The organism is Sphingosinicella xenopeptidilytica, from assembly GCF_042676985.1.
GTDB lineage: Bacteria > Pseudomonadota > Alphaproteobacteria > Sphingomonadales > Sphingomonadaceae > Sphingosinicella > Sphingosinicella xenopeptidilytica.
The window spans coordinates 81,967-107,429 of sequence record NZ_JBHTIK010000008.1 but is presented as its reverse complement, the minus strand read 5'-3'; the positions used below and the strand labels follow the sequence as shown (position 1 = coordinate 107,429).

The window sequence follows — 25,463 nt, the reverse complement described above, 5'->3', positions numbered from 1 at the left end:
CCTTTAGGCGCCGCGAAGCTCACGCTTGATGATGTCGATCGTGTCCGGGTTCTCGATGGTCGGAGGCACGGGAACGTCCTCGCCGTTCGCGAGGCGGCGGATCACGGCGCGCAGAATCTTGCCGGACCGCGTCTTGGGAAGCGCGGCGACGATGTGGACGTTCTTCAACGCCGCAACCGGTCCCAGGTCTTCGCGTACCAGCGTAATGATCTCGTGCGCGAGATGGCCGTCGTCCTGCCGCCCGGCTTTCAGAACCGCGAACGCGACCGGCACCATACCCTTCACCGCATCGTCGGCACCGATCACGGCGCATTCGGCGACGGCGGGATGCGTGGCGATGATCTGTTCGATCTGCCCGGTGGAAAGCCGATGCCCGGCAACATTGATCAGGTCGTCGGTGCGACCCATGATGTTGACGAAGCCGGCTTCGTCGATGTGCCCGGCGTCACCCGTTTCGTAGTAGCCCGCGAAGGTTTCGAACGCGCGCCGGAAGCCGGTCTCGTTGTTCCACAGCGTCGAATAGCAGCCGGGCGGCAGCGGCGCGGCGATCACGACGTGGCCCGTGCCGCCAGGCGACACCGGATCGCCGTGGTCGTCAAGCACAGCGAAGATGAAGCCCGGTACGGGGAACCCCGCACTCCCCGCCTGCCGCCGCGTGTCGCCAAGCCCGAGGCAGGTCGCGGCTGCGGGCCAGCCGAGTTCGGTCTGCCACCAGTGGTCGATCACCGGCATCGCAAGCTGCGTCTCCGCCCAGTGGACGGTATCGGGATCGGCGCGCTCTCCGGCAAGGAACAAAGCGCGCAGGCGACCGGTGCCGGTTTCGCGGATGAAGCGGCCTTCGGGGTCTTCCTTGCGGATCGCGCGGATCGCCGTCGGCGCGGTGAAGAACACGTCGACGCCATGCGCCTCGATCGTCCGCCAGAACGTGCCCGCATCGGGCGTGCCCACGGGTTTGCCTTCGAACAGCACCGTCGTGCAGCCAGCGATCAGCGGCCCGTAGACGATGTAGCTGTGCCCGACGACCCAGCCCACATCGGATGCCGCCCAGAACACCTCGCCGGGCTTCATCCCGTAGATGTTCGCCATGCTCCATGCGAGCGCGGCGGCGTGGCCGCCGTTCTGGCGCACGACGCCCTTGGGAATGCCGGTCGTGCCTGAAGTGTAGAGGATATAGAGCGGGTCAGCGGCATCGACCGACACGCACGCCGCCGGCTCCGCCTTCGCATATTCGGCCGACCAGTCGACGTCGCGCCCCGCCTGCATCGACGCAGCGACCTGCGGGCGCTGCAACAGCACCACATGCTCAACGCCATGTGCGGCAAGTTCGAGCGCATGGTCGACGAGCGGCTTGTAGGGAACGACCTTCTGCCCCTCAATGCCGCACGAGGCGGTGAGCAGCAGCTTCGGCTTCGCGTCGTCGATGCGCTTGGCAAGCTCGGGCGCCGCGAAACCGCCGAACACCACGGAATGCACCGCGCCGATCCGTGCGCACGCCAGCATGGCGAACAGCGTTTCGGGGATCATCGGCATGTAGATGACGACACGGTCGCCCTTCGCCACACCACGCGCGGCAAGCATTCCCGCCGTGCGCGCAACCGAATCCTGAAGCCCGGCATAGCTTATGCTGCGGCGCGTGCCCGTCACCGGGCTTTCGTAGATGACCGCGACATCGCCGCCGCGCCCCGCCGCCACATGGCGATCGACCGCGTTGTGGCACGTGTTGAGCCGTCCGCCCGCGAACCAGCCCTGCCCTTCCGTCCAGCCCTGCAGTGGCGGCGTGTCCCAATCCAGCGCTTCTGCGGCCTTCAGCCAGAAGGCTTCGGGATCGGTGACACTGTGGGCGTAGGCATCGCTGTAGGTTCGGCTCATGGTCTCAAACGGCTGTTGCGGTCATGTCCTCGAGCAGTTTGTGATCGAGAATCGACGCCACATCACCCTTATCGTCCAGAAATGCAATTGGACCAAAGTTGGTGAAGAGCAGTTCCGTATACTCCGGAAAGTTGGTGTAGTCGTGCACCACGTCGAGCGGTTCGTAGCCGTATGTCCCGGCCGCCGCTTCGCCCATCCGGTAGCTCATGCGCCCCTTGATCACGTAATATTCGCCCGCGCCGAGGTGCCGGTGCGGCCCGAAGAAGCTGCCCGGCTGGGCACGGAACAGCACGGTCCAGCGGCCGGTTTCTGCGCTCGAATAGAGCAGGCAGACCTCGATTCCCTCCTTCATGGGCGCCCACGTCATCTCGGCGGGGGTCGTCAGGCGTTCGTCGATCATGGTGGTGAATTACCCTTTCCCGGTGGTCAGAAGCGCAGCGACAGTTCAACACCATAGGTGGCGCGTTCGCCGTAGTAGCGCGGCACGAAGCCGAAGCCGCTCGTGTCGGTGGCGTCGACGATATAGGCCTTGCCGGTCACGTTCTTGGCCCAGGCCGCAAGCTCCCACCCCTTCGCCGGATCGGCGAGTGCGGCGCGGAGGTTGAGCAGGCCGTAGCCCTCGCCCGAGCTGATGAGATCGCTCTGCGCGTTGTTGTAATATTTCTTGCCCGTGTAGTTGTATTCGGCACGCCAGCGCGTCTCGAAATCGCCCACCGGGATCGTCACCTGCGCGAAGGTCGAAAGCGTGAACTTCGGTGCACCAGGGAGGCGATTGCCCGAAAAGTCGCGCGGCTCGCCCGTCTCGGGGTCGATCGCACCCGACAGGTAGTTCTTGTACTTCGCGTCGAGGATGCCGAGGTTGAGGCCGAGATCGAGCCAGTCGGTCGGAAGCGCCGTCGCTTCGAGCTCGATGCCCTTGATCTCGGCGTCCGCCGCGTTGTCGAGGCCGAGCGTCGGCACCGTGCTCCCCGCCTGCCGGTTCACCGAAAGAACCTGCAGGTCGGTGTAGTCGTAATAGAACGCCGAAACGTTGAGCCGCAGGCGGCGGTCGAACAGCGTGCTCTTGATGCCGATTTCGTAGGACGTCAGATATTCCGGATCCACCTGCGTACGCTCCGCGACGCTGGTGATGATGCCGATGTTGAACCCACCCGCCTTGAACCCCTTATCGATGCTCGCGTAGGCGAGCACATCGTCAGTGACGTTGTAATCGGCAGAAACGCGCCAAGAGAAGGATTTGAACGTATCCTTCATCCGCGCGAACGGCACGAGCGGCACGGCCGCACCGTCCGGGATGTCTGCGTCGAAGAAGCCGGGCACGAGATCGGCGCGGTGCGTCGCCCGCACCTTGTCGATCGTGTAGCGCCCACCGAGCGTCACCCGAAACGCGGGCGCAACCGCATAAGTCGCCTGGCCGAAGATCGCGTAGGCCTTGTTCTTGCGCGTCGCGCGCGTGATCAGCGGCAGCGCGCCGTCGGCGAAGCTGAGTTCGCCGAGCAGGTCGGCGTTGCTGTCCGCATCCAGATTTTCCTGGAAGTAAAAGAGCCCGCCGATCGCGTTGAGGGGGCCGCTGTCGTAGGCGAGCTGGAATTCCTGGGTGATCTGCTCGGCATCGGTCAGGAAGGTGATCTCGTCGATGCGGAAGGGGCCGCCGTCGACGTCTACGCGGTTGTCGACGTCGCTCTTGTCGTAGCCGGTGATCGATTTGAAAGTGAGATCACCGATACTGTGCGTGATGTTGAGATTGATGAACAGGTTGTCGCTGTGGTTGCGCGAAGGTCCGTTGAAATTCAACAGGTTGGCGTTGTCCGGATAGGGATCGGTGTAGCCGAAGAGATCTGCGCCATCGATCGTGCCGACGGGCTTGTTTTCGAGGTAATCGCTGCGGTCGCGGCCGCCGCCGATGGAGAGGCGCACGTCGGTGTCGGCGCTCGGGTGCCAGCGCAGGATGGCGCGCGCGGCGGCTTCATCGACGTTGATCGTGTCCTCGCCCGTGTAGAGGTTCGTCTTCTCTCCGTCGCGGCGGCGGACGACGCCCGCGACACGGAGCGAGAGGCCTTCGCCGAGCGGGAGGCTTGCTGCCGCTTCGGCCTCGAACAGATCGAAACGGCCGTAGCCGAAGCGGGCATTGCCTTCGAATTCGTCGCCCGGCAGCTTCGAGAAGAACTGGATCGCGCCGCCCGTGGTGTTCTTGCCGAACAGCGTCCCCTGCGGACCGCGCACCACCTCGATGCGTTCGAGATCGAACAGCGAGAAGATCTGGCTGCCCGTGGAAGCCACCACCACGTCGTCGCGATAGATGCTGATCGGGCCGATCGAGGAGGCGTTGAAATCGTTGTTGCCGACACCGCGAATGAAGATGTTGGGCACGCCGCCAAACGTCTTGATTTCGAGGTTGGGCACCTGGTCGCCGATCGAAAGGCTGTTTGTGAAGCCCGCCTCGCGGATCGCTGTGTCGCTGAACGCCGTGACCGAAACCGGAACGTCCTGAAGGTTCTGCGCGCGCTTCTGCGCGGTGACGACGATCTCTTCGATGCCGGTCGCAGTCTCCTGCCCCAGCGCCGGAGCGCTCGCCGCGAGCGCGGAGACGGCAGCGGCGGCATACAGCGACGAACGGAAACGGCTTTTCATAAAACTCCCCCTCAAGGTTATGCGGGCGCCCTGCATGGGAGCGCCATGTTCATACTCTCCTTTTAGGCGGCGCACGGCGCTTCGATCATGCACCTGAGCGCCGCAAAATTTGGCTGGCTGCGAACCGCGCCGCGCGCCTGAAAGCCGCGGTTTCCGGAAAAGCAAGCAAGCGACTTGCACAGGGACGACACAACTCTTGGGTGAGCGCGAACCCGCACGCCATGCCGATTGCATCCGGCCCCGGACAGGCATAGCCTGCTGGGTTGGGGAGGGTTGGACATATGCTTCTGAGCGAAGAGCGGTGGAGTTCTGCGTCGCTGCCGCCGCCACGGCAGCTGCCCGGCTTTCAGGAGGTGCTGGACCGCACGCATTTCCACTGGAGCCTCGCGGGCGCGGACAAGGAGCGCTACGGCGCCAAGGTCCGCCGCCGCGCAATCAATGACTTCGTGTTCACGCAGGTCGTCTGCGACCCCATCGCGGGCTTTCGTACCGTCGACGACGTGAAACGCGGCGAGGACGATTATTTCTGCCTTCTCTATTTCGAGGAAGGCGAATGCCTGCTGCAGCAGGGCCGCAACGAATCGGTGGTGCGCCGCGACATCATTTCGGTGTGGGACAGCACCCGCCCCGCGATGTTTGAAAACACGCGCGAGCTGCACCAGCTTTCGATCCTGATCCCACACCGCATGGCGACGACGATCGTGCCGGGCATCGAGGACATGTGCGGGCTTTCCGTGGACGGCAGCGCCGGGCTCGGCTCCATCCTGCTCTCGCACCTGCGCCAGATCCACAAAACGGTCGAGACCGTGGACCCGCAGGACCGCACCGCCGTGCTGCGCGCCACGGTCGAGCTGCTTGCCGCCGCCTTTCGCCCGGAGCCGGACCGCATCGCGGGCAGCGCCTTCCGCCGCGCGCTGCTTGGCCGCGTGCAGGAACATATCCTCGCGCATCTCGGCGACCCGGCGCTTTCGGCCGCGACGATCGCGGCGGCATTCCGCTTCAGCCCGCGCTATCTCCACCGCCTGTTCGAGGAATTCGGCGTGACGGTCGGCACATGGATTCGCGAGCGGCGGCTGATGGCGGCGCGCAGCGACCTCGCGAGCCGCACCTTGGCGGGCTACAGCATCACGCAGATCGCGATGCGGCACGGCTTCGCCGACGCCTCACACTTCAGCCATGCATTCCGCGACGCCTTCGGCCTCTCCCCGCGCGACTACCGACAAACCGCGGCGCGCGCGGCTGACGACGAACGGAGTTCCCTCCTGTCCAAGTAAGCCGCCGTTCTGGCGCAAGCCACGACAGCCCCGCTCCCGTAGGTCTTTTTCACAAAAGACGTGCGGAGGGGAGGCTTATGGGCAGGTTGCAAGGCAAGATCGCGCTGGTGACGGGCGCGGCGCAGGGAATCGGCGCAGGGATCGCGCGGGCGATGGCACGCGAAGGCGCAGCGGTGATCGCCGCCGATCGCAATGTCGCGGGCGTCGAGGCGCTCGCCGCCGAAATCGGCGCGGAGCCGCTCGCGCTCGACGTGACGAGCGAGGCCGACTGGGCGAAGGCGGCCGCGCACATCGATGCCGCGCACGGCAAGCTTTCCATCCTCGTGAACAACGCGGGCGTCGAACTCGTGAAGCCGATGACCGAGCACAGCCTTGCCGACTGGCGCGGGCTGATGGCGGTGAACGTCGACGGGCTCTTCCTCGGCTGCCGCACCTTTCAGGCGCTACTCGCGAAGGGCGGCAGCGCGGGCCATCCGGCGAGCGTCATCAACGTGTCCTCGATCGCCGGTCTCGTCGGCTACCCTGACCAGCTCGCCTACAATACGTCCAAAGGCGCCGTCCGGCACATGACGAAAAGCCTCGCGATCGAATGGGCCGCGCACCGGCTGCCGATCCGCTGCAATTCGGTCCACCCCGGCTGCATCCGTACGCCGATGCTGGAAATGGCCGTGGAAGGCTGGGTGCGCGAAGGATCGATCCCGGCGGACGATCCGTGGGCGGCGGTCGCCGCGCTCTGCCCGCTGAACGCCGTGGGGCTGCCGGAGGATATCGCGATGGGCGCGGTCTATCTCGCCAGCGACGAAGCCCGCTTCGTCACCGGTATCGAGCTCGTCATCGACGGCGGCTGGGTGGCGCGATGAGCAACCGCAGCGACCGGCTCTGGATGTACGGGGCGATGGTGAAGAGCCGCCATTTCGAAGCGCTCATCAAACCCGCCTATTTCGAAGGCAAGACGCCGGTGTTCAACATGGCGAAGGGACCGCTTCCCGGCGAGATGCACCTGTCGGACGGGCAGGAGCCGTGCGCTGTGGGCGTCTGCGCGCACCTGCGCCCCGGCGACACGGTGACGGCGACGCATCGCCCGCACCATGTCGCCATCGCCAAGGGCGTGAACCTCGATGCGATGGCGGCGGAGATTTTCGGCAAGGCGACGGGCCTTTCCGGGGGACGGGGCGGGCACATGCACCTGTTCGACGCGCGCGTGAATTTCGCCTGCTCTGGCATTATCGCGCAGGGGCTCGGCCCCGCGGTCGGCGCCGCGCTCGCGAGCAAGCTGCGCGGCGAGGATCACGTCGCGGTCGCCTTCCTCGGCGAAGGCGCCGCCAACCAGGGCGCGTTCCACGAAGCGCTCAATCTCGCTTCGGTCTGGAAGGTGCCCGCCATCTTCGTGATCGAAGACAATGCCTATGGCATCTCCGTGGCGAAACGCGATTGCACGGCGGTCGCGCGCAATGCGGACCGCGCCGCCGCCTATGCGATGCCCGGGCACTTCATTCCCGGAAACGATCCCGATGCGATCTACGCGCTCGCCGGAGAGGCGATCGCCCGCGCCCGGCGCGGCGAGGGTCCGTCGCTGATCGAGATCGAGACCTGCCGCCTCGAAGGCCACTTCATGGGCGACGCCGAAGCCTATCGCCCGGCGGGCGAGGTCGAGCGCCTGAAGGCCGCCGACCCGATCCCCGCCTATCGCGACCGCCTGCTCGCCGACGGCTTCGATGCCGCCGATCTCGACACGGCAGAGACCGATGCGCGCGCTGTTGTCGATGCTGCGTTCGCCGCCGCGCGTGCCGCCGCCTATCCCCAGCCGGAGGAAGCGTTCGACCATGTCTTCGCTTGAAACCATCACGGCCCCGCGCCCCGCGCGGCGCCTCACCATCGCGCGCGCCATTTCCGAAGCGATCGGCCAGGAGATGGAGCGCGACCCCACCGTTCTCGTGATGGGCGAGGATATCGGCAAGCTCGGCGGCGTGTTCGGCACAACGACCGGCCTCCTCGACAAGTTCGGCGCGGAGCGCGTGCGCGATACGCCGATTTCGGAAACCGCGTTCATCGGCGCTGCCGTCGGCCTCGCAGCTTCCGGAATGCGGCCGATCGTCGAATTGATGTTCGTCGATTTCTTCGGCGTGTGCATGGACGCGATCTACAATCTCGCGGCGAAACAGAGCTATTTTTCAGGCGGACAGGTGACGTGCCCGATGGTGCTGATGACGAGTGTCGGCGGCGGCTATGGTGACGCCGGGCAGCACAGCCAGACGCTCTACGCCACCTTCGGACACCTGCCCGGCCTGAAGGTCGTCATCCCTTCGAACGCGCACGACGCGAAGGGGCTGATGCTCGCCGCGATCCGCGATCCGAACCCAGTGATCTTCATGTATCACAAGGCGCTGCAGGGCATGGGCTGGCTCGGCACCGTACAGCGTTCGATCACCGATGCGCCCGAGGGCGATTATGTCGTGCCGCTCGGCAAGGCGGCCATCGTGCGCGAGGGCGCAGACATCACGCTCGTCGGGCTCGGGCTCAGCGTGCATCACGCGCTCGACGCGGCCGCACGGCTCGAAAAGCAGGGCCATTCGGCAGAGGTCATCGATCTGCGCAGCATCGCGCCGCTCGACCGCGAAACCGTACGGGCCTCCGTGCGGAAGACCGGGCGGCTGCTCGCGGTGGATGACGACTATATGAGCTACGGCGTCGGCGCGGAGATCATCGCCAGCGTCTGCGAGGCCGGAATTCCGCTTCGCGCCGCCCCGCGCCGCATCGCGCATCCCGATATCCCCGTGCCGTTCACGCCGGTGATGGAACATTTCGTGCTGCCCGATGCCGACAAGGTCGCGGTCGCGGCACTCACCATTCTGGAGCCCTGATCCGATGACCGATATCACCGTTCCCGCCGGCCTTTGGAACGAGGGCGACGAGGCCGCCATTTCGGCATGGCTTTATGCCGATGGCGATGCCGTTTCCGAAGGGTCCGTCATCGCCGAGATCATGGTGGAGAAGTCGAGCTTCGAGCTAACCGCGCCGGCCTCCGGCATCCTCCATATCGATATTGCCGCCGAAACCCCCGTTACAGCGGGAGAGATCGTCGGCCGCATCGGCTGAACCCCTTGCTCGACGCCCTTGCCCATGCGCTTGCGCCCAATACACCCATTGCGCGCGGGCGCGGCGAGGCAGCGATCGTGGAGGATGAGCGGCGGCTCGATGCGCTGCTCGGCGAAGGGCGTGCAGCCGAACGCGTGCGGCTCTGGACGAACAACCGCTGTCTCGTCACGACGCGGCGGTTCGCCTGCATGGAAAGCTTCGCCGAGGCTGCGGCCGCCAGCGGGGCGCGCGGCTGGCCCGTTTTCGTTCGCGCAAGCGGCGGCACGACGGTGGTTCACAGGCCGGGTATATTGAATTTCAGCGTGCATGACGTTGGGCCAGCCGATGCGATCGACATCACGTCCCGCTTCGAGCGCTTCACGCGCCGCCTGATCGCCGGTTTCGCCGCTGTCGGCGTCGCTGCGGAAACGGGCAGCGTCGCGGGCAGCTATTGCGATGGGCGTTTCAACATCGTCTCGGGTGGGCAAAAAATCGCGGGGACGGCCTGCCTCGTTCGAAAGAGAGGCGGCTGGCTCGGTGTCCTCGCACACGCGGCCATCAGCATCGACGGCGACCCGCACGCAGACCTTGCTGCGATCACGGAATTCGAACGCGCCCTCGGCCTCGATATTGCCTACGCGCCGGCGTGCCACACGACTCTGGCCGCGCAAATCCGGATAGCGCCCTGAAACGAAATTGGCGGGCCGGAAGTCATTCCAGCCCGCCAGTCCGTCACGCGTTGCCGCGCCGGGGGAATTACTTCTTGGGCGGCAGCCCGAGCGCGATGCGTTCGATCCGGTCCGCGATCTTGCCCGCGCCGACATCCTTGCCGATGCCGTTCGCGATCACGGAAACGGTGAGGCGATCCTTCGGGAATTCGTTCAGCGAGGAATTGAAGCCGAAGATGCCGCCGCCGTGGCCAATGCGCTGATGCCCGTCGACGTCGCCGATGAACAGTGCATAGCCGTATTCGAACGGGGGCATGTCGGCAGGCCGATCGGCAACGGCCGACCCGCTGTTCTGCCCGTTGTTCAGCTTGCCCGGCGCGATCATCGCCTTGAACGATGCGGGCTTCAGAATCTTGCCGCCGAACAGCGCGGCGTTCCAGCGCGCAAGGTCGTTTGCCGACGAACGCATGGCGCCCGCCGCGCCCGGCACGGTCATCGAAATGAACGCCGCATTCTTGAACTGATTGGGCCCGGTCCCGTCATAGCCTGCCACGCGGCCCGGCAAGATTATGCTTTCATCGTCAAGCGCCGTATGCGTCAGCCCGAGCGGGCCGAAGAAACGATCCTGGAGCGCAGTTCCAAGCGGCTTTCCTTCCGCCTTTTCGATCACGCCACCGAGGATGAAATAGGCTGTGTTGCTGTAGTGCCAGCCCGTGCCCGGCTCGAAATCCTGCATCTTGGGCATCTTCGCGAAATGCGCGACCCATTCGTCCGTCGTGCGCTTCAGCCCGGCTTCCTGAAGGAAACTCGGATCGTCGGTGTAGCTGTGGATGCCGGAGGTGTGATGCAGCATCTGCTTCAGCGTCACGTCAGCGGCGCGCGGGAAATCCGGATAATATTTCGAAAGCTTGTCGTCGAGCGAGAGCTTGCCTTCCTCCTCGAGCTTCAGAAGCGCCGCGGCCGTGAATTGCTTGGTGACCGACCCGATGCGGAAAATGCTGTCGTTGTTCACCGGCACGTTCAGCTCGAGATTGGCGGAACCGTAGCTCTTCACGAGAACGGGCGCACCATCCTTGTAGACGGCGACCTGAAGACCCGGGCTTTCGCCGGCGGCAATGGCATCCTGCACCGCCTTGTCGATGGCGGCCGCGACTGCGCTGGTGTCCGCTGCGAATGCACTCCCGCAAAACAGCACGCTGATCGCTGCACCGGCTGCAAGCGTTCTCCTGGACAGGGTCATATCTTACCTTTCAAATTGCGTTTGGTCATACTGCCGCGAATGCGGCCTCAAGCGTCCCAGCAAGCATTTCATCAACAACCGCCGCGATACCGAAGCGCAGCGGATCGAAGGCGGGAAGACCGGTGCGCGCGCCCGCGTTTTCGATCGCGCGCCGTGCCGCATCTTCATCGAGCGCCGACGTATTGAGGCTGATGCCGACGAACCGCGCGGCGGGATTCGTGCGCTGCGCGTGCGGCAGGTAGGCCGTGATCGCGGCCTCGATCGTGGGCAGCGGATAATCCGGAAAAAAGCTCGTCACGGTGCGGACCGGATCGTGGCACAGCACCAGCGCATCCGGCTGGCTGCCGTGCAGCAGCCCGAGCGTTACGCCCGCATAGGCCGGGTGGAACAGGGCGCCCTGCCCCTCGATCACGTCCCAATGATCGGGCGCGGCGTCGGGAGAGAGGGTTTCGGCCGCGCCGGCGATGAAATCCGCGACGACGGCATCGATCGCAATGCCGCTGCCCGAAATCATGATGCCGGTCTGTCCGGTCGCGCGGAAGGTGGCGTCGATTCCCTGGGCGCGCATCGCCTGCGTCAAGGCCAGCGCGGTGTATTTCTTCCCAAGCGCGCAATCCGTGCCGACCATCAGCGCGCGCCTGCCGGTGCGTTTTCGGCCAGTCGCAATCGGAAACGCGATCTTGCTGTGACGTACGTTGTGCAGCGTGCGACCCAGCCGGGCCGCGGCTTCGGCGAGGGCCGGAAATGTTTCCAGCCGCACGTGAAGCCCGCTGACGATATCCAGCCCCGCCTCAAGCGCTTCGAGCAGAACGCCTTGCCATGCCGCCGGCAATTGCCCGCCGACCGGCGCGACCCCGATCAGAAGCGACCGCGCACCGCGCGCGGCCGCTTCCGAAGGCGTCAGGTCGGGGAGACCGATATCGAGCGTCGACGGCGTCAGCCGCAACTGGCCGGCGCAATCCTTGCGCGCCCAGTCCCGCACCCCGAGCGCCGTCTTGGCGAGCGTCGGATTTTCGGCGTCCGCCAGAAACACCAGATAGGGTTTTGCGATATTGGTCACGTATGGCGTCAGTATTTGAAGCCGAGCCGCATACCGAGCGTCCGCGGCTGGATGATCGTGCCCCTGCCGATGAGCCCCGCGCCACCGCCGCTAGAATAGTTCGTCAGCCCCTGCGAGTCGGTCAGATTGCGGGCGAACGCCTCGACCGAGATTTGTCCGAACCGGGCGGCAAGCCGCAGATCGAGCGTGTTATAGTCCGGAATTCGCGCATGGTTCGTAACGGCAGGCGACGTCGAAAAATCACTGTACCGCGAACCGACATACGTCCACGTCACCCCGCCGGACAGCGTTGAACCGCCGGCAAGCTCATGAACGTAATCGATCGAAACCGCATTCTGGAATTCCGGCACGTAGGGCAGGCGCTGACCCGACAGACCGCCGAAGGCAGGCGCATCTTCGGTAAGACGCGCGCGCGTGTAGCCGCCCGTCACCGCGAACGTGAGCGGCTTCACCGGGTTCACGCTCAGCGTGTATTCGAGCCCCTCGCTGCGCGCGCTGCCGCCGTTGCCCTGAACGGAGAACGTCTGACCATTTGTTTCGGAAACGAAGTCCGTGATGAGCTGTACGTCCGTCCAGTCGATGCGGTAAATCGCGACATCGAAATTGAACACGCGGTCGGCAGTCGATCCCTTGATGCCCAGTTCGTAGTTGGTCGTGTTGTCCGAATTGTAGAACGTCGGGAAATCTTCCGGCGCACCGGGAACGATCAGCACCGGACCGCCGGGGCGGTAACCGGTCGCAAGACGTGCGTAGACCGAGATGTCGCGGTTCAGCTTCAAGCGCGGCGCGATCGAATATGTGAACTTGTTCTCGGTCGTCCGAATTACGGGATTTACGATCGGCTCCGGCCCGCCGCTGCCGATCAGACCCGGGTCGCTCGTGACCTGCGAGCGCTGCCGGTTGTGCGAATAGCGACCCCCGACAGAAATTTCGAAGCTGTCGCCGAACTTGAGTGTTGCTTCACCGAAACCCGCATATTCCTTGTATCGCGCGGGAAGCGTGCTGCCGCCGAGCGGGAGCGGCAAATCCAGTATGACGGATTCGTCGTCTTGCTGCACGGCGTCGTAATATTGGTCGAAGGTGATATCTTCGTTGGTGTAGAATCCGCCGACCTGCCAATCGAACCGCATGAAGCCGACATCGACGTCCGCGTTCGAGGCGAGCCTGATCTCCTCGTTGAATTTCGTGAAGCTGTCCTCCTGGCGTCCCCATACCGCGATCGGCTCGCCGTAGACGCCACCGAACAAGTCCGCCGCGGTCAGGCCGGGCGCCAGCTGGAGATGCGAAATGTCGCTGCGGTAGAAGGATTTGTATTTGCTGTAGCTGGTCGATGAGAACAGGCTGACCCCGCCCAGATCGTAATTGATGACGCCGTTATAATATTCAAAGCGGCGGAGTGAGCTTTCCGGCGCGTACGTGTTCAAAATGGGTTCGCCGCCGTTGGCGACCTTCGACGCCGCGGAGGGCTGGGCGTTCAATCCCCCGGCGAGTTCGACCGAACCACTGCCATCGAAGTCACCGCGCTGCAAAGCCGCCGTCAGACGCACGCTGAGGGCGTCCGTCGGTTCGATCTGGAGCTGCCCGCGCAGGCTGTATTGCTCACCGCCGTTGACATCTTTTTCCCCGCGGGTCGGGTTGTCGATATAGCCCGCCGCATCCTGATAGGTGCCGGTGACGCGCAGTGCCGCAATCTCCCCGAGCGGCACATTTACAGCACCCTGCGCGATCCAGCCGGTTTCGCCATGCCGCACGGAATCAAAGCCCGCCTGACCGCGCGCTTCGAACACGCCGAGCTTGGGCTTGTTGGTGATGTAATGCAGGAGACCGCCCTGTGCCGTAGCACCGTAGAGCGTACCCTGCGGCCCGCGCAGCACCTCCACGCGGTCGAGATCGAACGCCAGAAGATCGGCCGTGAGCAAGGAGCCGTTGAACAGCGACGAGGCCGACGAAACAACGATGTCGTCCACCATCGTGGCAACCGATGCGCCCGAGCCGCCCGCGTTCTGGCCGCGCAGTACGAGACGCGTACCGCCGTTTCCGGTTGCCTGGATCGAAAAGCCGGGAACCTGCGATGCGAAATCCGCGATCTGCGTGAGGTTGCGGCGTTCCATGTCTCCACCGCTGATCGCGCTGATGCTGAGCGGCACATCGACGAGGCGCAGTTCGCGCTTGGTTGCGGTGACGATGATTTCGTTGCCCGTCAGCTCTTCAGCCTCCCCGCCCGCGGTTTGCGCGATTGCGGGCACGCTGATCAGCAAAGCCAACGCGGAAACCGTTGCCGAAAGATATCCATTCTGCCGTAGAAACATCTGTCATTCCCCCACATTTGCGAATGGATCGCCCTCCAGCGAACCACCACGCCCCAAAGCCCATTCGGGCCAGTCCCATCCTGAAGTTATCAAACATCTACTCTGTGTCAATAATGTTTCTATTTTGGAAATTAATCGCACAACTTTTCCATACGACACGCAGAAAAATGGGCACACGTCGGCGAACGCCAGGGCATCCGTGGCGGTCCCGGATGATGCCGGTCGAGTCTATCGCTTCAGCGGGTCTTCGGTTTGCGTCGGCGGGGCTTCGCTGCCGGAGCATCGGTCGAGCGCACGGCTTCGGCAGGCGGATCGCCATAGAAGAGGCTGTCGGTCTGTTCAGTACACACGGCGATAATCTCCGTGCCACCCGGCGTCTTCGAGAGATAGGCGTGGCCCATGCGGCTGTCGATGTAGATGCTGTCGCCGGACTCGAGGATTTCCGGCTCGTAGAACTCGCTGTGCACTTCGAGCACGCCGTCGAGCACGTAGATCCATTCCTCGCCCTCGTGGCGGATCAGCGGGCCGAATTCCTCCAGCGTCGCGGCATGGACACGGCCCTTGATCGGCACGATGCGCTTGCGACTGAGTTCCGGGGAGACATACAGATAATCGTAGCTTCCCGTCTGGATGTTGCGCCCCTCGCCCTTGCGCGCGACACTGCGTCGGCCGCCGGCATGAACCGCCGTTTGCGCGGTATCGGTGAACAGGCTGCCGATATCGACACCGAGCGCGCCCGTCAGCTTCGTCAGCTTGTCGTAGGTGAGGCCGAGGCGATCGTTTTCCATCTTCGAAAGCGCCGACACGGAATAGCCCGTGCGCTCGCTCATCACGCTGAGGGGAATACCGCGGGCCGTCCGCAATGCCTTGATTTTCTGGCCCAGGCCACCCTGCTCGATCATCTTACTCACCGTTTCGACTACTGGGAGGGACTTATCGCAACTGCTTGCCAAGGACGCAATGTTTCCATATCGGAAAGCATTGGAAATTCGATCCGGGGAAGGGAAACCATGTCGAAAGCCGCACTTCTGCTTCTGGGAATGGTGGCGCTGTCCACCCCCGCCACCGCACAGAGCTATGACCTCATCATTCGCGGCGGCACGATTTACGATGGGTCAGGCAAGCCGGGCTATGTGGGCGACGTGGCCGTCAGCGGCGGAAAGATCGCCGCCGTGGGCAAGCGCGTGCGCGGCAACGCGGCAAAGGTGATCGAAGCGCGCGGCCTTGCCGTGACCCCCGGCTTCATCGATGCGCACAGCCATGTCGATTTCGGCTTCGAAGAGCGCACCGGACCGATGATCGACGAGCAGGACCTCCTCCAGGGCGTGACGACGATCGTGATGGGGCCGGACGGTTATTATTCGCCGGAAAACATCAGGCAGCGCACGACGCAGTTGAAGGCGCGCGGCTCGGGCGTCAACTACGCCTGCTACGTCGGACACAACGGCATCCGTGACCAGCTCATGCCCGGCGTCCAGCGCCCGGCGAATGCCGAAGAGACCGCCGCCATGGCGGCGCTGGTCCGCGAGGGCATGGAAATGGGCTGCGTCGGCCTGTCGACCGGCCTGATGTACAACGGCGGCATGTTCAGCGACACGAATGAAGTCGTCGCGCTGGCGGAAGCCGTGAAGCCGTTCGGCGGCACCTACGATTCGCACACGCGCAACCCTTCCCTGCAGATGCTGAAATCCGAGAAGGAAGCCATCGAGATCGGAAAGCGTGCCGGAATTCCGGCAAAGCTCGGGCATCTGAAGGCGACGGGCCTGATCAACAAGGGCCGCATCGGCGACGTGATCGCCGCGGTCGAAGAGGCGCGCGCAGCGGGGCAGGAGGTGGTTGCCGACCAGTATCCCTACGACGGAGCCGCCACCGGGCCGCTTGCCGGCATCTTCGTGCTGCCGGGCGGCAAGGAGATGCCCTCCGCGGCGGATGTCCGCGCGGCGCTGAAGGACCCGACAACGCGCGCCGCCGTCCGTGAACTGACCGAGCACGGCGAAGCCGGCGGCTTCTCGTGGGTCAAGGCCGTCGGCTACGGCAACATGCGCATCGTCGATGCGCCGGGGGCGCCCGAACTCGTCGATCAGAACATCGAGCTGCTGGCGAAGGCATGGGGGATGGAGCCGTTCGATCTCGTCGCCCGACTCGTCCAGGATCACTCCGACGCGCTGCTCATCACGCTCGGGACGATCGATGAGGCCGACGTGCGGAAGCTCATGGTGCAGCCGTGGGTGATGATCGCGAGCGACGGCGGCTACAGCGCGCCCGAGGGCGCCGAAATCGACCCCATGGGCTATCATCCGCGCGCGACGGGCAGCTTCGCCCGCGTCCTCGGCCGCTACAGCCGGGATTTGAAGCTGTTCCCCCTTGCCGAGGCGGTGCGGAAGATGTCGAGCCTGCCCGCCAGGCATTTGAACCTCACGGATCGCGGCCTGCTGAAGCCCGGTCTCGTCGCCGATATCGCCGTCTTCGACCCGGCGAAGGTCACCGACCGTTCAACCTACGCGCGGCCGGCGCTCCGCGCCGAAGGCATGGTCGCCGTCGTCGTCAACGGCGAAACGGTGCTGGAAGGCGGCAAGGTCACGGGTGCGACCCCGGGCCGCTTCGTTGCGCGCGGGTCGGTGCCGTCCAAGAAATAGGGCTGCGGAAACAGCCCCCAGTCCGCAGCTGGGGTCAGCGGCCGGGGGTCAGGCTGATCACACGCTCGGCAACCTTTTCGACCGCCGGGCGCGTGTAGGTCATCGGCGCAAATTCGCCTGCGAGCCATCCCGGCAGGAAGTCCCCATAGTGCGGGCTTGATGCATCCGCCGACTGGCCGGGCATGTTCATGAAAACCGATTTGTCCCAATCGCCGACGTCCATGACGATGCGAACGGAGGGGCCGTGCACGGCGGTGAGATCCTTGTTCGGCGCCGCCAGCGCGACCGTCGTTCCCGAACCGCCCACCGGGTGCGGCCCGATCGTCATCGCCTTGAACTCGTCGGCGCGGAGAAGCGTGCCGAAGGGGGGCTTCAGTTCGAGTGTGTGCACGCCGCCCCACGTCCAGCTTTCCAGCTGCGGCCCAAGCCGACGATGCAGTTCGCCGAGCGTGGCGGAAAGGCTCTCCCGCAGCACGGTTTGCGTCGTGGCGGCAGCGTCCGGCCCCAGTACAGCATCGCGCGTTTCGAGGATGTGGAGCGCGGCATCCGCCGCCACGCGCGGCGCCAGAGGCTGCGCGTCCGGCGCGACAACATGGGCAACGAGCGCGGCGCCGAGGTGTGATGCGAGCCAGGTGCCGGCGATCGCGGCGGCGGCACTGTCGGCGCGCATGTCGCCGTTCCAGTTCCGCAGCAGGGCGAGCGCCTGCGTGCTATCCGCGTCCCAGCCCTTCACGTCTTTCAGCAGCGCCAGAAGACGCAGCGCCGAGAGGTCGTGGATATCCATCTGCATCGCCGCAGCATCGGCGACGGAGACGCGCTCGCTGCGGGAGAAAAGCTGCGCAAGGCGTTCGTAGCGGCTGCGATCGGCGAATTCGTACCCGAGCGGCACGTCGGCCGGGTAATCCTTCGGCACGTTGCGCTCGTTCGCCGTAGCGATCCAGCCCTCGGCGGGATCCTTCACGCTCGGAAGGCTGCGCGGCGCATGGAACCCGTTCCATTCATAGCGCCCGTCGCCCGGAACCGGCATCAGCCCGTCCCAGTTCGGCCGCACGGGCGCGAGGCCCGCGGCCGTCCAGCCGATGGCGCCGTCCGGCCCCGCCCAGATGAGGTTGAGCGGCGGCGTGCCCCAGTGATCCGCAGCCGTTCTGAAATCCTCCCAGCTCGCCGCGTTCGCAAGCCACGATGCTGCCGCATAGGCGGAGGTACCGGGTTCGGACCAGACCGAGCGGACCGCATAGGCCTGATTGCGTTCGGCGCTGCGATGGATGACGGGGCCGTGCCGGGTGAAAGGCAATTCCACGGCAACCGTTTTGCCACCCTTCACCGGGATCGTTTCCCGGACGACGCGCATCTTTTCCCACCGTCCGCGATAGCGATACCTGTCCGCCCGGCCCGGCTGCGTCTCGTAGACGTAGACGTCTTCCTGATCCGTGCTGAAGATGGTGAGCCCGAACGCGCCCTTGCCGTTGTGGCCGAAGGAAATGCCGGGCACCCCCGGTTCGCCCGCGCCGATCAACGACAATCCCGGCGCCTCGATATGAACGACATAGCGCAGACTCGGCACGGTAAGCGCGCGGTGCGGATCGTTAGCGAGGATCGGCCGGCCGGTCGTGGTGCGTGATCCCGCGATCACCCAGTTGTTGGAGCCGTCCTTCACATCATCGGGAAGCGCCTCCGCCACTCTCGTGAGCGCATCGAAGTTCACGGGGCCGGTGGCGAGCGCGTAGTCGTCCATGACGTTCGCATCGATCGTGCACGGATCGAGACCCTCCGGCACTTGCGGCGTGTGATCGGGATAGAGACGCTGCGTCGCGCGCGCCGCGTCCAGCCCGCCCTTGCAGACGAGGCGCGCGCGCTGAACCTCGGAGCGTGCATTCATCACCAGCGCATGGGTGCGGATGCGGACGACATCCTCGGCGCGCCAGCGCGCGGGCTGGCTGTCGGTAATCGCGAACTCGCGCGGCAGCGGTTTCGTGCCCGCGCGCACCGCGTCGACATAGGCATTGATGCCGGCGACGAAGGCTTCGTAATTGTCCCTGGCGCCCGGCCCGTAGCGGCGCCATTCACTCGCCATGTCGCCGCGATAGAGGAACAGGCGCGCGGCGCGGTCCTGCTCTACATGCGTTTCGCCGAAGCTTTCCGACAGGAGGCCGAGGCCCCGCTTGCGCCAGAGGTCGATCTGCCACAGCCGATCGCGCGCGACGTTGTAGCCCTGGAGGAAATAGGCGTCGTGCGTGTTTGCCGCATAGATATGCGCCAACCCCCAGCGATCGACGATGATCTCCGCGGGCGCTTTAAGGCCGCGGACCTTCGCGGTCTCGGTGGCAGGTCCGGCGTGTGCGGCAATTGCAGAAAGCGATACGGCCAGCGCCGCGAATACCCGAAGTCGCCTGATCAAGCCCTGTCCTCCCCTTGTATCGCCCGGGCTGTCTATAACAGCCCGGGCCGGAAGCGGAAGGATGGCGGGATCAGAACTTCATCCGCGCACCCACGGTGAAATAGCGGCCGACCATGTCGTAGAGCGCGCCGTTGGTCGCGAACGGCGCCTGGAAGGTCGAGCCGACGATGGGCGGATCCTTGTCGAGCAGGTTCTTCACCGATCCGTAGAGTTCCATCTTCCACCCGTCACCCTCGCCGATCTCGTACGATGCGGAGAGGTTCAGGTAGAAGCGGCTGGAGATGTCGTTGTCGTTGATGTCGTTCGGCCCGAACGTCACGTCGAACACGCCGCCGCCGACATAGCGCCCCGAAAGCCCGAGCGACAGCGGCCCGGTCGTGTAGACGAGGTTCGCCATGCCCGTCCAATGCGGCACGCCGGTTCCCTGCGCCTGCCCCGCACGGTCGACCGAGGTGATGCCGTCGCCGGTGATGAGATCGGCGCCATAGGTGGCGAGCACGCGCAGGCTGAGCGTGTCCGATCCGATCGCGGTGCGATAGGCGAGTTCCGCGTCGACACCCCGCGTCTGCACCGTCTGGATGTTGACGAAGAAGTTGTTGACGTGCCGGATGCTGTCGTCGGGATTGAGTTCGATGAGATCGCAGAGCTGCGCGTTGCCGCCGGTGAAGCAGCGATCGATGATGTTCTGCGTCGTGAGCGTGCCGATCGCGCCGCTGATGTCGATGTCGTAGTAATCGACCGAGAGGCGAAGCCCCGGCAGCATCGCCGGTTCGAGCACGACGCCCGCCGTCCACGTATCGGCCTTCTCCGGCGCGAGCCCCGGATTGCCCGCGCTCAGCGAGCTGACGAAGGGCGATGAACCGTCGCGCGGATCGCGAATGTTCGCGAAGCTGAGCCCGGAAACGCTGAACAGCTCGGTGAGGTTCGCGGCGCGGATATCGCGGGAGAGCGTGCCGCGCAGCTTGATGCCCTTCGTCGGCACATAGGTGCCGCCGATCTTCCACGTCGTCACGCTCGCGCCGGTGCTGTAGTCCGTGTAGCGCAGCGCGCCGTTCAGTTCGAGAAGCTCGGCAAGCGGCGCGTCGCTCAGCAGCGGCACCACCGCTTCGGCATAAGCCTCCTTCACGTCGTAGTGACCCGCGAGGCTCTTGGGATTGCCGATCATGAAGCCGTTCGCCTGCGAGATCGCGTCGGCCACCGATTTCACCGACTCGCGGCGATATTCGAGACCGAACGCCAGCGACACCGGCCCCGCCCATGTCGAGAAGGGCTCACCCGAAAAATCGAGCGCGGCAGCGTGCTGGCGGATCTTCGATTCGACGACCTGATCCTCGGTCACGTAATCGATCGCCGCGGCCGAAGGCGATCCGTAGCCGAACAGATTGATGGGCACGCAGCCCGGATTGGTGGCGAGGCTCCGGCAGACGGGCTGCTCGGTCAGCGGATCGATGATCGAATCGATCGCCGCCGTCATCCGCGCGTTGACGAGATTGCCGAGCGACCGGTCGGTGCGGCGTGTTTCGCCATAGGTGTAATAGGCCGACCAGCGCCAGGTATCGCCGAAATTGCCGTCGAGCGAGGCGACGGCGCGATACACTTCGCCATCGAGATCGGTGGTGATGTAGCCGATATCGGTGTTGATCCGGCCCATCTGGAACTGGGTGATGCCGTTCGTCTCCATCGTGCTGCGAACGGAGTCCGGCAGGAACGCGTTCTGCTGCGAGATCGTGTAGGGCGAGAGGGTGAAAGACGCGGTCGTCGCGTTGGTGCTCCTGGACCGTGCATAGGACCCTTCGAGCGACAGGCGAACATTGTCGGCGATGTCGTAGTCGAACATTGCGTAGACGCTGCGCCGGCGGTGCGGTGTCACCAGCGAGATGTATTTGCCCTGATTGATACCGTCTCCGCCGACCATGTAGGTCGAGCCGAGAGAACTGCCCGTCGTGAACGGCGAGACCGTGCCGCCCGGTCCGAACTGGAGGAAGCGCAGCGGCCCCGCCGTGACGATGAGCCCGCCTTCCGTCCGGTTCGATTGGTGGACATCACGCGAAAGGATGCGCGCGGGCTCGCCGTTCGTGGGCGTATAGAGCGGGTTCACGAACACCTGCCAGCCCTCGGCGCCCCATTTGCGGTCCTGCTGGTCCAGAATGCCGCGGCTGTCGAAATATTCGCCCGAGACCACGAAATGCCCGCGACCGTCGGCGATATCGGTGCCCCAGCTTGCCGTGATCTGCGTTTCCGCATTGTCGCCGCGGCTGCTGATCCCGGCCTGCAGCCCGAGTTCGAGACCTGTTTTCTCACGGTCGAGGATGAAGTTGACGACGCCCGCGACAGCGTCCGAGCCCCACGCGGCGGAGGCGCCGCCGGTCACGACCTCGACCCTGTCGATCAGCCCCTGCGGGATCAGGTTCACGTCCACCGTGCCCGCGATCGTCGATTGCGTCGCTGAGGGGACGAACCGGCGGCCGTTCACCAGCACCAGCGTGCGCGGCGCCCCGATGCCGCGGAGGTTCAGGAAGTTGGCGCCCGAGGTCGCGGTGCTGTTGCCGCCCGTCGCCGGCGTGGTGTTCGGCAGGAACGAGGGGATCTGGTTCACCGCCTCGGCAAGCGTCGATGCGCCCTGCAACGCGATATTATCGACATCGAGCATCGTCGTGGGCGTCGGCGCGGTGAAGCCGCTGCGCATGATGCGCGAGGCCGTGACGACGATGTCTTCGTTTCCGGAATCCGCTTCCTGCGTAAGCGCCGCCTGAACCGGCATCATCGGAAACGCGGCGGAGAGCAGCGCGGCCTTTGCCGCCAGACGGCGCCCCCGCTGCCAAATGCCCGCACGAACCCGTTGCCGCGCACGCGGCTGCATAACAGTCTGTCCCATTGCTTCCCCCTTCGTCCCCACAGGCCACCCTCATGACCCATGCCAATCCTTCAAAAGAATTTTCCTATATAGCTCCAACTTTTCCTATAATGTCAATCCGGCTCATGTCGCGACCCTCCCGGCAGGCCGAACGACCCCACAAAAGATGATGAAATTTCACTCAATATATTGAAATATAAATACTATATCTAAAAATATGATCGATGGGGAATGCCGCCGCCGCTCTTGCTGGCACCCTGTCGAAATTAGTGTATATGAAAAATCGATCACATCGGAGACCATCTCCGGCACATCGGCAATCGCCAGCAGGACGTCCGGGGCATGAAAAAATTCGGCAAGACAAAATGGATACTCGGCGGCACCGCGTTCGTGCCGCTGGCGCTCGCAGCGGGCACATATGGATGGCTGCGCACATCGCTGCCCGACTATTCCGGCACACGGCAGGTCGCCGGGATCAGCGGCACCCTTGAGATCGTGCGCGATGCGCGTGCCGTGCCGCATATCTTCGCCGCGACACGTGACGACGGCTATTTCGGACTCGGCTTCGTCCATGGCCAGGATCGGCTCTGGAATCTCGAAATGACACGCCGCGCCGCACACGGGCGCCTTGCGGAAGCGATCGGCAGCGACGGGCTCGGCACCGACAAGCTCGTTGCCGCGCTCGATATCGAAGCCATCGCCGATCGCACCGAGCGCGGCTATTCGCCGTCAACGCGCAGTGCCATCCGCGCCTATGTCGCGGGGATCAACGCGGCGCTCGATGCGCGGCGCGGGGCGCTGCCGCCCGAATTCCTGCTCACCGGCACCGCGCCGGGGCGCTGGGAGGCGCGCGACGTCAGCCGCGTCGCCGGGCTTCTGACGCTCGGTTTCGGCGACTGGCGCGACGAGCTGCTGCGCGCGCGGCTGCTCCCCGCGATCGACTGCGATGCGCTGCGTTCGCTGTTCGCCTCCGCCGCAGACGCCAGCCCGGTGACGCATCCGGAGGCGCCGCAAACGCCGGGCGCGGCGGCAGACACGTGCGGCGCAGTGGCGCTGAAGCCCGTGAAGACGGCATTCGCCGAACCGCTCCCCTTCGGCCGCGCGCTCCCCGCATCGAACAGCTGGGCGGTTGCGGGCACGCGCACGGCGAGCGGCAAGCCCCTGCTCGCCAACGATCCGCACGGGCCGCTCACCGCCCCGGCGGACTATTATCCCGTCCGCATCGTCGGCGCGGAATTCGAGCTGGTCGGCGCCTCCCGCCCCGGCCTTCCGGGCCTCGCGACGGCGCGCAACCGCGACATCGCGTGGGGCATCACCGATGTGATGGCGGACCAGACCGACCTCTTCGTCGAGCGCCTCGATCCGGCCGATCCGACGCAATACATGACGCCTGCGGGACCTCGGAAATTCGTGACGCGCACGGTGACGATCCCGGTGAAGGACAAGGCGCCCGAGCGCATCGTGCTGCGCTACACCGCGCACGGCCCGGTGCTTTCGGACATCGACGACGAAGCCGCCCGACTGGTGCGCGAGCAACTGCCGCCGGGCCATGTCGTTGCGCTCGCCGGTGTCGACTTCCCAGGCGGCCAGCCGATCATGGAAGCCTTCGTGAACATCGCGGCAGCACGCGACTGGCCGGAATTCGAACGCGCGATCGCGAACTTCCATTTCCAGCACAATTTCGCGTTCGCCGATCGTTCGGGCACGATCGCGATGGCGACCGCCGCGCGCATCCCGCGCCGCGGCGGTGACGGCTTCCTGCCCGCGCCCGGCTGGGACGCGCGCTTCGCGTGGACCGGCTACGCGTATCCGCAGGAGATGCCGCGAACGGTGAACCCTGCGTCGGGCTTCGTCGCCAATGCCAACAACCGCACGCTCAACGGAGACCGCCTGTACGACAGCACCGCGTTCGAGCCGGGCTGGCGCGCCGCGCGCATCGTCCAGCAGCTCGGTACGGCGAAGAGCGCCGATCGGGAAACGATGCAACGGCTGCAGATCGATACGGTCTCGGCGCAGGTCGCCGCGATGAAGCCCGTGCTCGCTGCGATGAAACCCGCAACCGAAGACGGCCGCGCGGCACTTGCCGCACTCCAGCGCTGGAACGGCGACATGGCGACGGACAAGGCCGAGCCGCTGATCTGGTCGGCGTGGTACAGGGCCGCGGTAACGGCGCTTCTGGAGCCCCGGCTCGGCGCACTTGCGAAAGATTATCTCGGCGCGACGCGCCCACGCCTCGAACGCCTGCTCGCCGGGGAAGGCGGATGGTGCGCGCGCGATGCCTGCCCGGCGCTCGCCGCCCGCGCACTCGACACGGCGGTGAAGGATCTGCGCGCGCAATATGGCGATATGGACACATGGCGCTGGGGCGACGTGCACCGCGTGCGCTTCAAGCACGACATCTTCTCGCATCTGCCGATCGTCGGGGCGCACCTCGTCGCCTCGCCCGCCGCGCCGGGCGACGCGACGACGGTGAACGCCGGGCTCAGCAATCTCTGGGGCGACGATCCTTACGCGGATGTCTACGGCGCGCGCTATCGCCAGATCGTCGATCTCGCCGATCCCGCGCAGAGCCTTTACATGATCGCGCCCGGCATGTCGGGCAACGTGCTGTCGCCGTGGTTCGGGCATATGGCGGAAGACTGGGCGGCGGGCCGCTACTTCCCGCTCACGGGCAGCGCCGCTGAACTCCGCAAGGAGTCCGTGGGCGCATTGACGCTCAAACCGCGATGATCAGCGACTGTTCCGCTTTCCATCCTTTTGACCTATTGCGGGTGTCTGTTCGTTGAAACTTTCCGGGAGCGTATGGATGGGCCGACCGCCCACGAAACTCGCTGAAGCGCTGCGGGCGCTGCGCCGCCGCATGGGGCTCACCATGTCGGAAGTCAGCCGCCGTACTGGCATCGCCATTTCGACGCTGTCGAAGGTCGAATCCGGCAAGATGTCGCTCACCTACGATAAGCTCACGCAGCTGTGTCAGGGTCTCGGCGTCGATTTTGCCGATCTGCTCGGCGGTTCGTCTCCGGCGCAGGGCGACTCCTCGGCAAAGGGGCGGCGCAGCATCAACCGCATCGGCGAAGGCGTCGTCGTGCGCACCGAGCACTATGATCACTGCTATCTCAGCACCGATGTGTCGGGCAAAGCGTTCGTGCCGCTCGTTGTCTCGCCGCAGTCGCGTTCCTTTTCGGACTTTCCCGACTACGTGCGCCACGGCGGCGAGGAATTCGTCTACGTCCTCGAAGGCGCGCTTGAAGTGCACTCCGAATATTACAAGCCGGTGATCCTGCAGGCGGGCGAATCCATGTGGATGGACAGCCAGATGGGCCACGCCTACGTCGCGCACGGCGACGCGCCCTGCCGCGTGATCGCGGTGTGTTCGGGGAACGAGACCGAGCTGATCGACGCGGTGAACGCCGTCGATCATCACCCGCCGCAAAAGCCGGAATAAACGC

Annotated in this window: 18 protein-coding genes; 9 read left to right on the top strand and 9 right to left on the bottom strand. The window is 65.2% G+C overall.

Features of this window, described 5'->3' with window-relative positions; genetic code table 11:
• Positions 1-3: 3 nt before the first annotated feature.
• The 3 genes from ACFQ00_RS13125 to ACFQ00_RS13115 are packed head-to-tail and all read right to left on the bottom strand — an operon-like array spanning position 4 to position 4,500.
• Positions 4-1,869: an AMP-binding protein gene (locus ACFQ00_RS13125; protein WP_381491555.1), complete on the bottom strand. Its 1,866-nt coding sequence runs from the start codon at positions 1,867-1,869 to the stop codon at positions 4-6.
• Between the two features lie 4 nt (positions 1,870-1,873).
• Complete coding sequence (locus ACFQ00_RS13120; protein WP_381491553.1) at positions 1,874-2,269, bottom strand: 2,4'-dihydroxyacetophenone dioxygenase family protein; 396 nt, start codon at positions 2,267-2,269, stop codon at positions 1,874-1,876.
• A 26-nt stretch (positions 2,270-2,295) separates the two neighbouring features.
• Positions 2,296-4,500 (bottom strand): TonB-dependent receptor, encoded by a 2,205-nt coding sequence (locus ACFQ00_RS13115; protein ID WP_381491550.1) that lies wholly within the window; start codon positions 4,498-4,500, stop codon positions 2,296-2,298.
• A 281-nt stretch (positions 4,501-4,781) separates the two neighbouring features.
• Between ACFQ00_RS13115 and ACFQ00_RS13110 the strand changes: the two genes are divergently transcribed.
• The 6 genes from ACFQ00_RS13110 (at position 4,782) to ACFQ00_RS13085 (ending at position 9,538) form a co-directional block, all read left to right on the top strand.
• The gene (locus tag ACFQ00_RS13110; protein ID WP_374595368.1) at positions 4,782-5,774 is read left to right on the top strand and encodes a helix-turn-helix domain-containing protein; all 993 of its coding nucleotides are present in this window, start codon (positions 4,782-4,784) and stop codon (positions 5,772-5,774) included.
• Positions 5,775-5,851: 77 nt separating this feature from the next.
• Entirely contained in the window at positions 5,852-6,634 is a 783-nt protein-coding gene (locus ACFQ00_RS13105; RefSeq protein WP_381491547.1) for an SDR family NAD(P)-dependent oxidoreductase, read from the top strand.
• On the top strand, positions 6,631-7,611 hold the full coding sequence (locus ACFQ00_RS13100; protein ID WP_381491544.1) for a thiamine pyrophosphate-dependent dehydrogenase E1 component subunit alpha: 981 nt from the start codon (positions 6,631-6,633) through the stop codon (positions 7,609-7,611). Before ACFQ00_RS13105 ends, ACFQ00_RS13100 begins: the two co-directional genes overlap by 4 nt.
• A complete protein-coding gene (locus ACFQ00_RS13095; protein WP_381491541.1) occupies positions 7,598-8,635 on the top strand; it encodes an alpha-ketoacid dehydrogenase subunit beta in 1,038 nt (345 codons plus the stop codon). Before ACFQ00_RS13100 ends, ACFQ00_RS13095 begins: the two co-directional genes overlap by 14 nt.
• Positions 8,636-8,639: 4 nt before the next feature.
• Complete coding sequence (locus ACFQ00_RS13090) at positions 8,640-8,870, top strand: biotin/lipoyl-containing protein (RefSeq protein ID WP_381491538.1); 231 nt, start codon at positions 8,640-8,642, stop codon at positions 8,868-8,870.
• A gap of 5 nt (positions 8,871-8,875) precedes the next feature.
• Positions 8,876-9,538 carry a lipoyl protein ligase domain-containing protein gene (locus tag ACFQ00_RS13085; protein WP_381491535.1) on the top strand — a complete coding sequence of 221 codons (663 nt, stop codon included), beginning with the start codon at positions 8,876-8,878 and terminating at the stop codon, positions 9,536-9,538.
• 67 nt (positions 9,539-9,605) lie between these two features.
• Here ACFQ00_RS13085 and ACFQ00_RS13080 read toward each other — a convergent pair whose 3' ends face one another.
• The 4 genes from ACFQ00_RS13080 to ACFQ00_RS13065 form a co-directional block, all read right to left on the bottom strand.
• Entirely contained in the window at positions 9,606-10,757 is a 1,152-nt protein-coding gene (locus ACFQ00_RS13080; RefSeq protein WP_381491533.1) for a serine hydrolase domain-containing protein, read from the bottom strand.
• Between the two features lie 25 nt (positions 10,758-10,782).
• Positions 10,783-11,817 (bottom strand): DUF1611 domain-containing protein, encoded by a 1,035-nt coding sequence (locus ACFQ00_RS13075; protein ID WP_381491530.1) that lies wholly within the window; start codon positions 11,815-11,817, stop codon positions 10,783-10,785.
• A gap of 8 nt (positions 11,818-11,825) precedes the next feature.
• Entirely contained in the window at positions 11,826-14,126 is a 2,301-nt protein-coding gene (locus ACFQ00_RS13070) for a TonB-dependent receptor (protein ID WP_381491527.1), read from the bottom strand.
• Positions 14,127-14,362: 236 nt separating this feature from the next.
• Complete coding sequence (locus ACFQ00_RS13065) at positions 14,363-15,028, bottom strand: helix-turn-helix domain-containing protein (RefSeq protein ID WP_381491997.1); 666 nt, start codon at positions 15,026-15,028, stop codon at positions 14,363-14,365.
• 108 nt (positions 15,029-15,136) lie between these two features.
• Between ACFQ00_RS13065 and ACFQ00_RS13060 the strand changes: the two genes are divergently transcribed.
• Positions 15,137-16,762, top strand: a complete 1,626-nt coding sequence (locus ACFQ00_RS13060; protein ID WP_381491524.1) for an N-acyl-D-amino-acid deacylase family protein — start codon at positions 15,137-15,139, stop codon at positions 16,760-16,762.
• Between the two features lie 34 nt (positions 16,763-16,796).
• On the opposite strand, the gene ACFQ00_RS13055 is transcribed toward ACFQ00_RS13060, so the two are convergent.
• The gene (locus ACFQ00_RS13055) at positions 16,797-19,160 is read right to left on the bottom strand and encodes a penicillin acylase family protein (protein ID WP_381491521.1); all 2,364 of its coding nucleotides are present in this window, start codon (positions 19,158-19,160) and stop codon (positions 16,797-16,799) included.
• A gap of 70 nt (positions 19,161-19,230) precedes the next feature.
• Entirely contained in the window at positions 19,231-22,035 is a 2,805-nt protein-coding gene (locus ACFQ00_RS13050; RefSeq protein WP_381491519.1) for a TonB-dependent receptor, read from the bottom strand.
• Positions 22,036-22,356: 321 nt separating this feature from the next.
• Here ACFQ00_RS13050 and ACFQ00_RS13045 point away from each other — a divergent pair, with 321 nt between their 5' ends.
• Entirely contained in the window at positions 22,357-24,744 is a 2,388-nt protein-coding gene (locus tag ACFQ00_RS13045) for a penicillin acylase family protein (protein WP_381491516.1), read from the top strand.
• A 76-nt stretch (positions 24,745-24,820) separates the two neighbouring features.
• Positions 24,821-25,459 carry a helix-turn-helix domain-containing protein gene (locus ACFQ00_RS13040; RefSeq protein WP_381491514.1) on the top strand — a complete coding sequence of 213 codons (639 nt, stop codon included), beginning with the start codon at positions 24,821-24,823 and terminating at the stop codon, positions 25,457-25,459.
• The last annotated feature ends 4 nt before the right edge of the window (positions 25,460-25,463 follow it).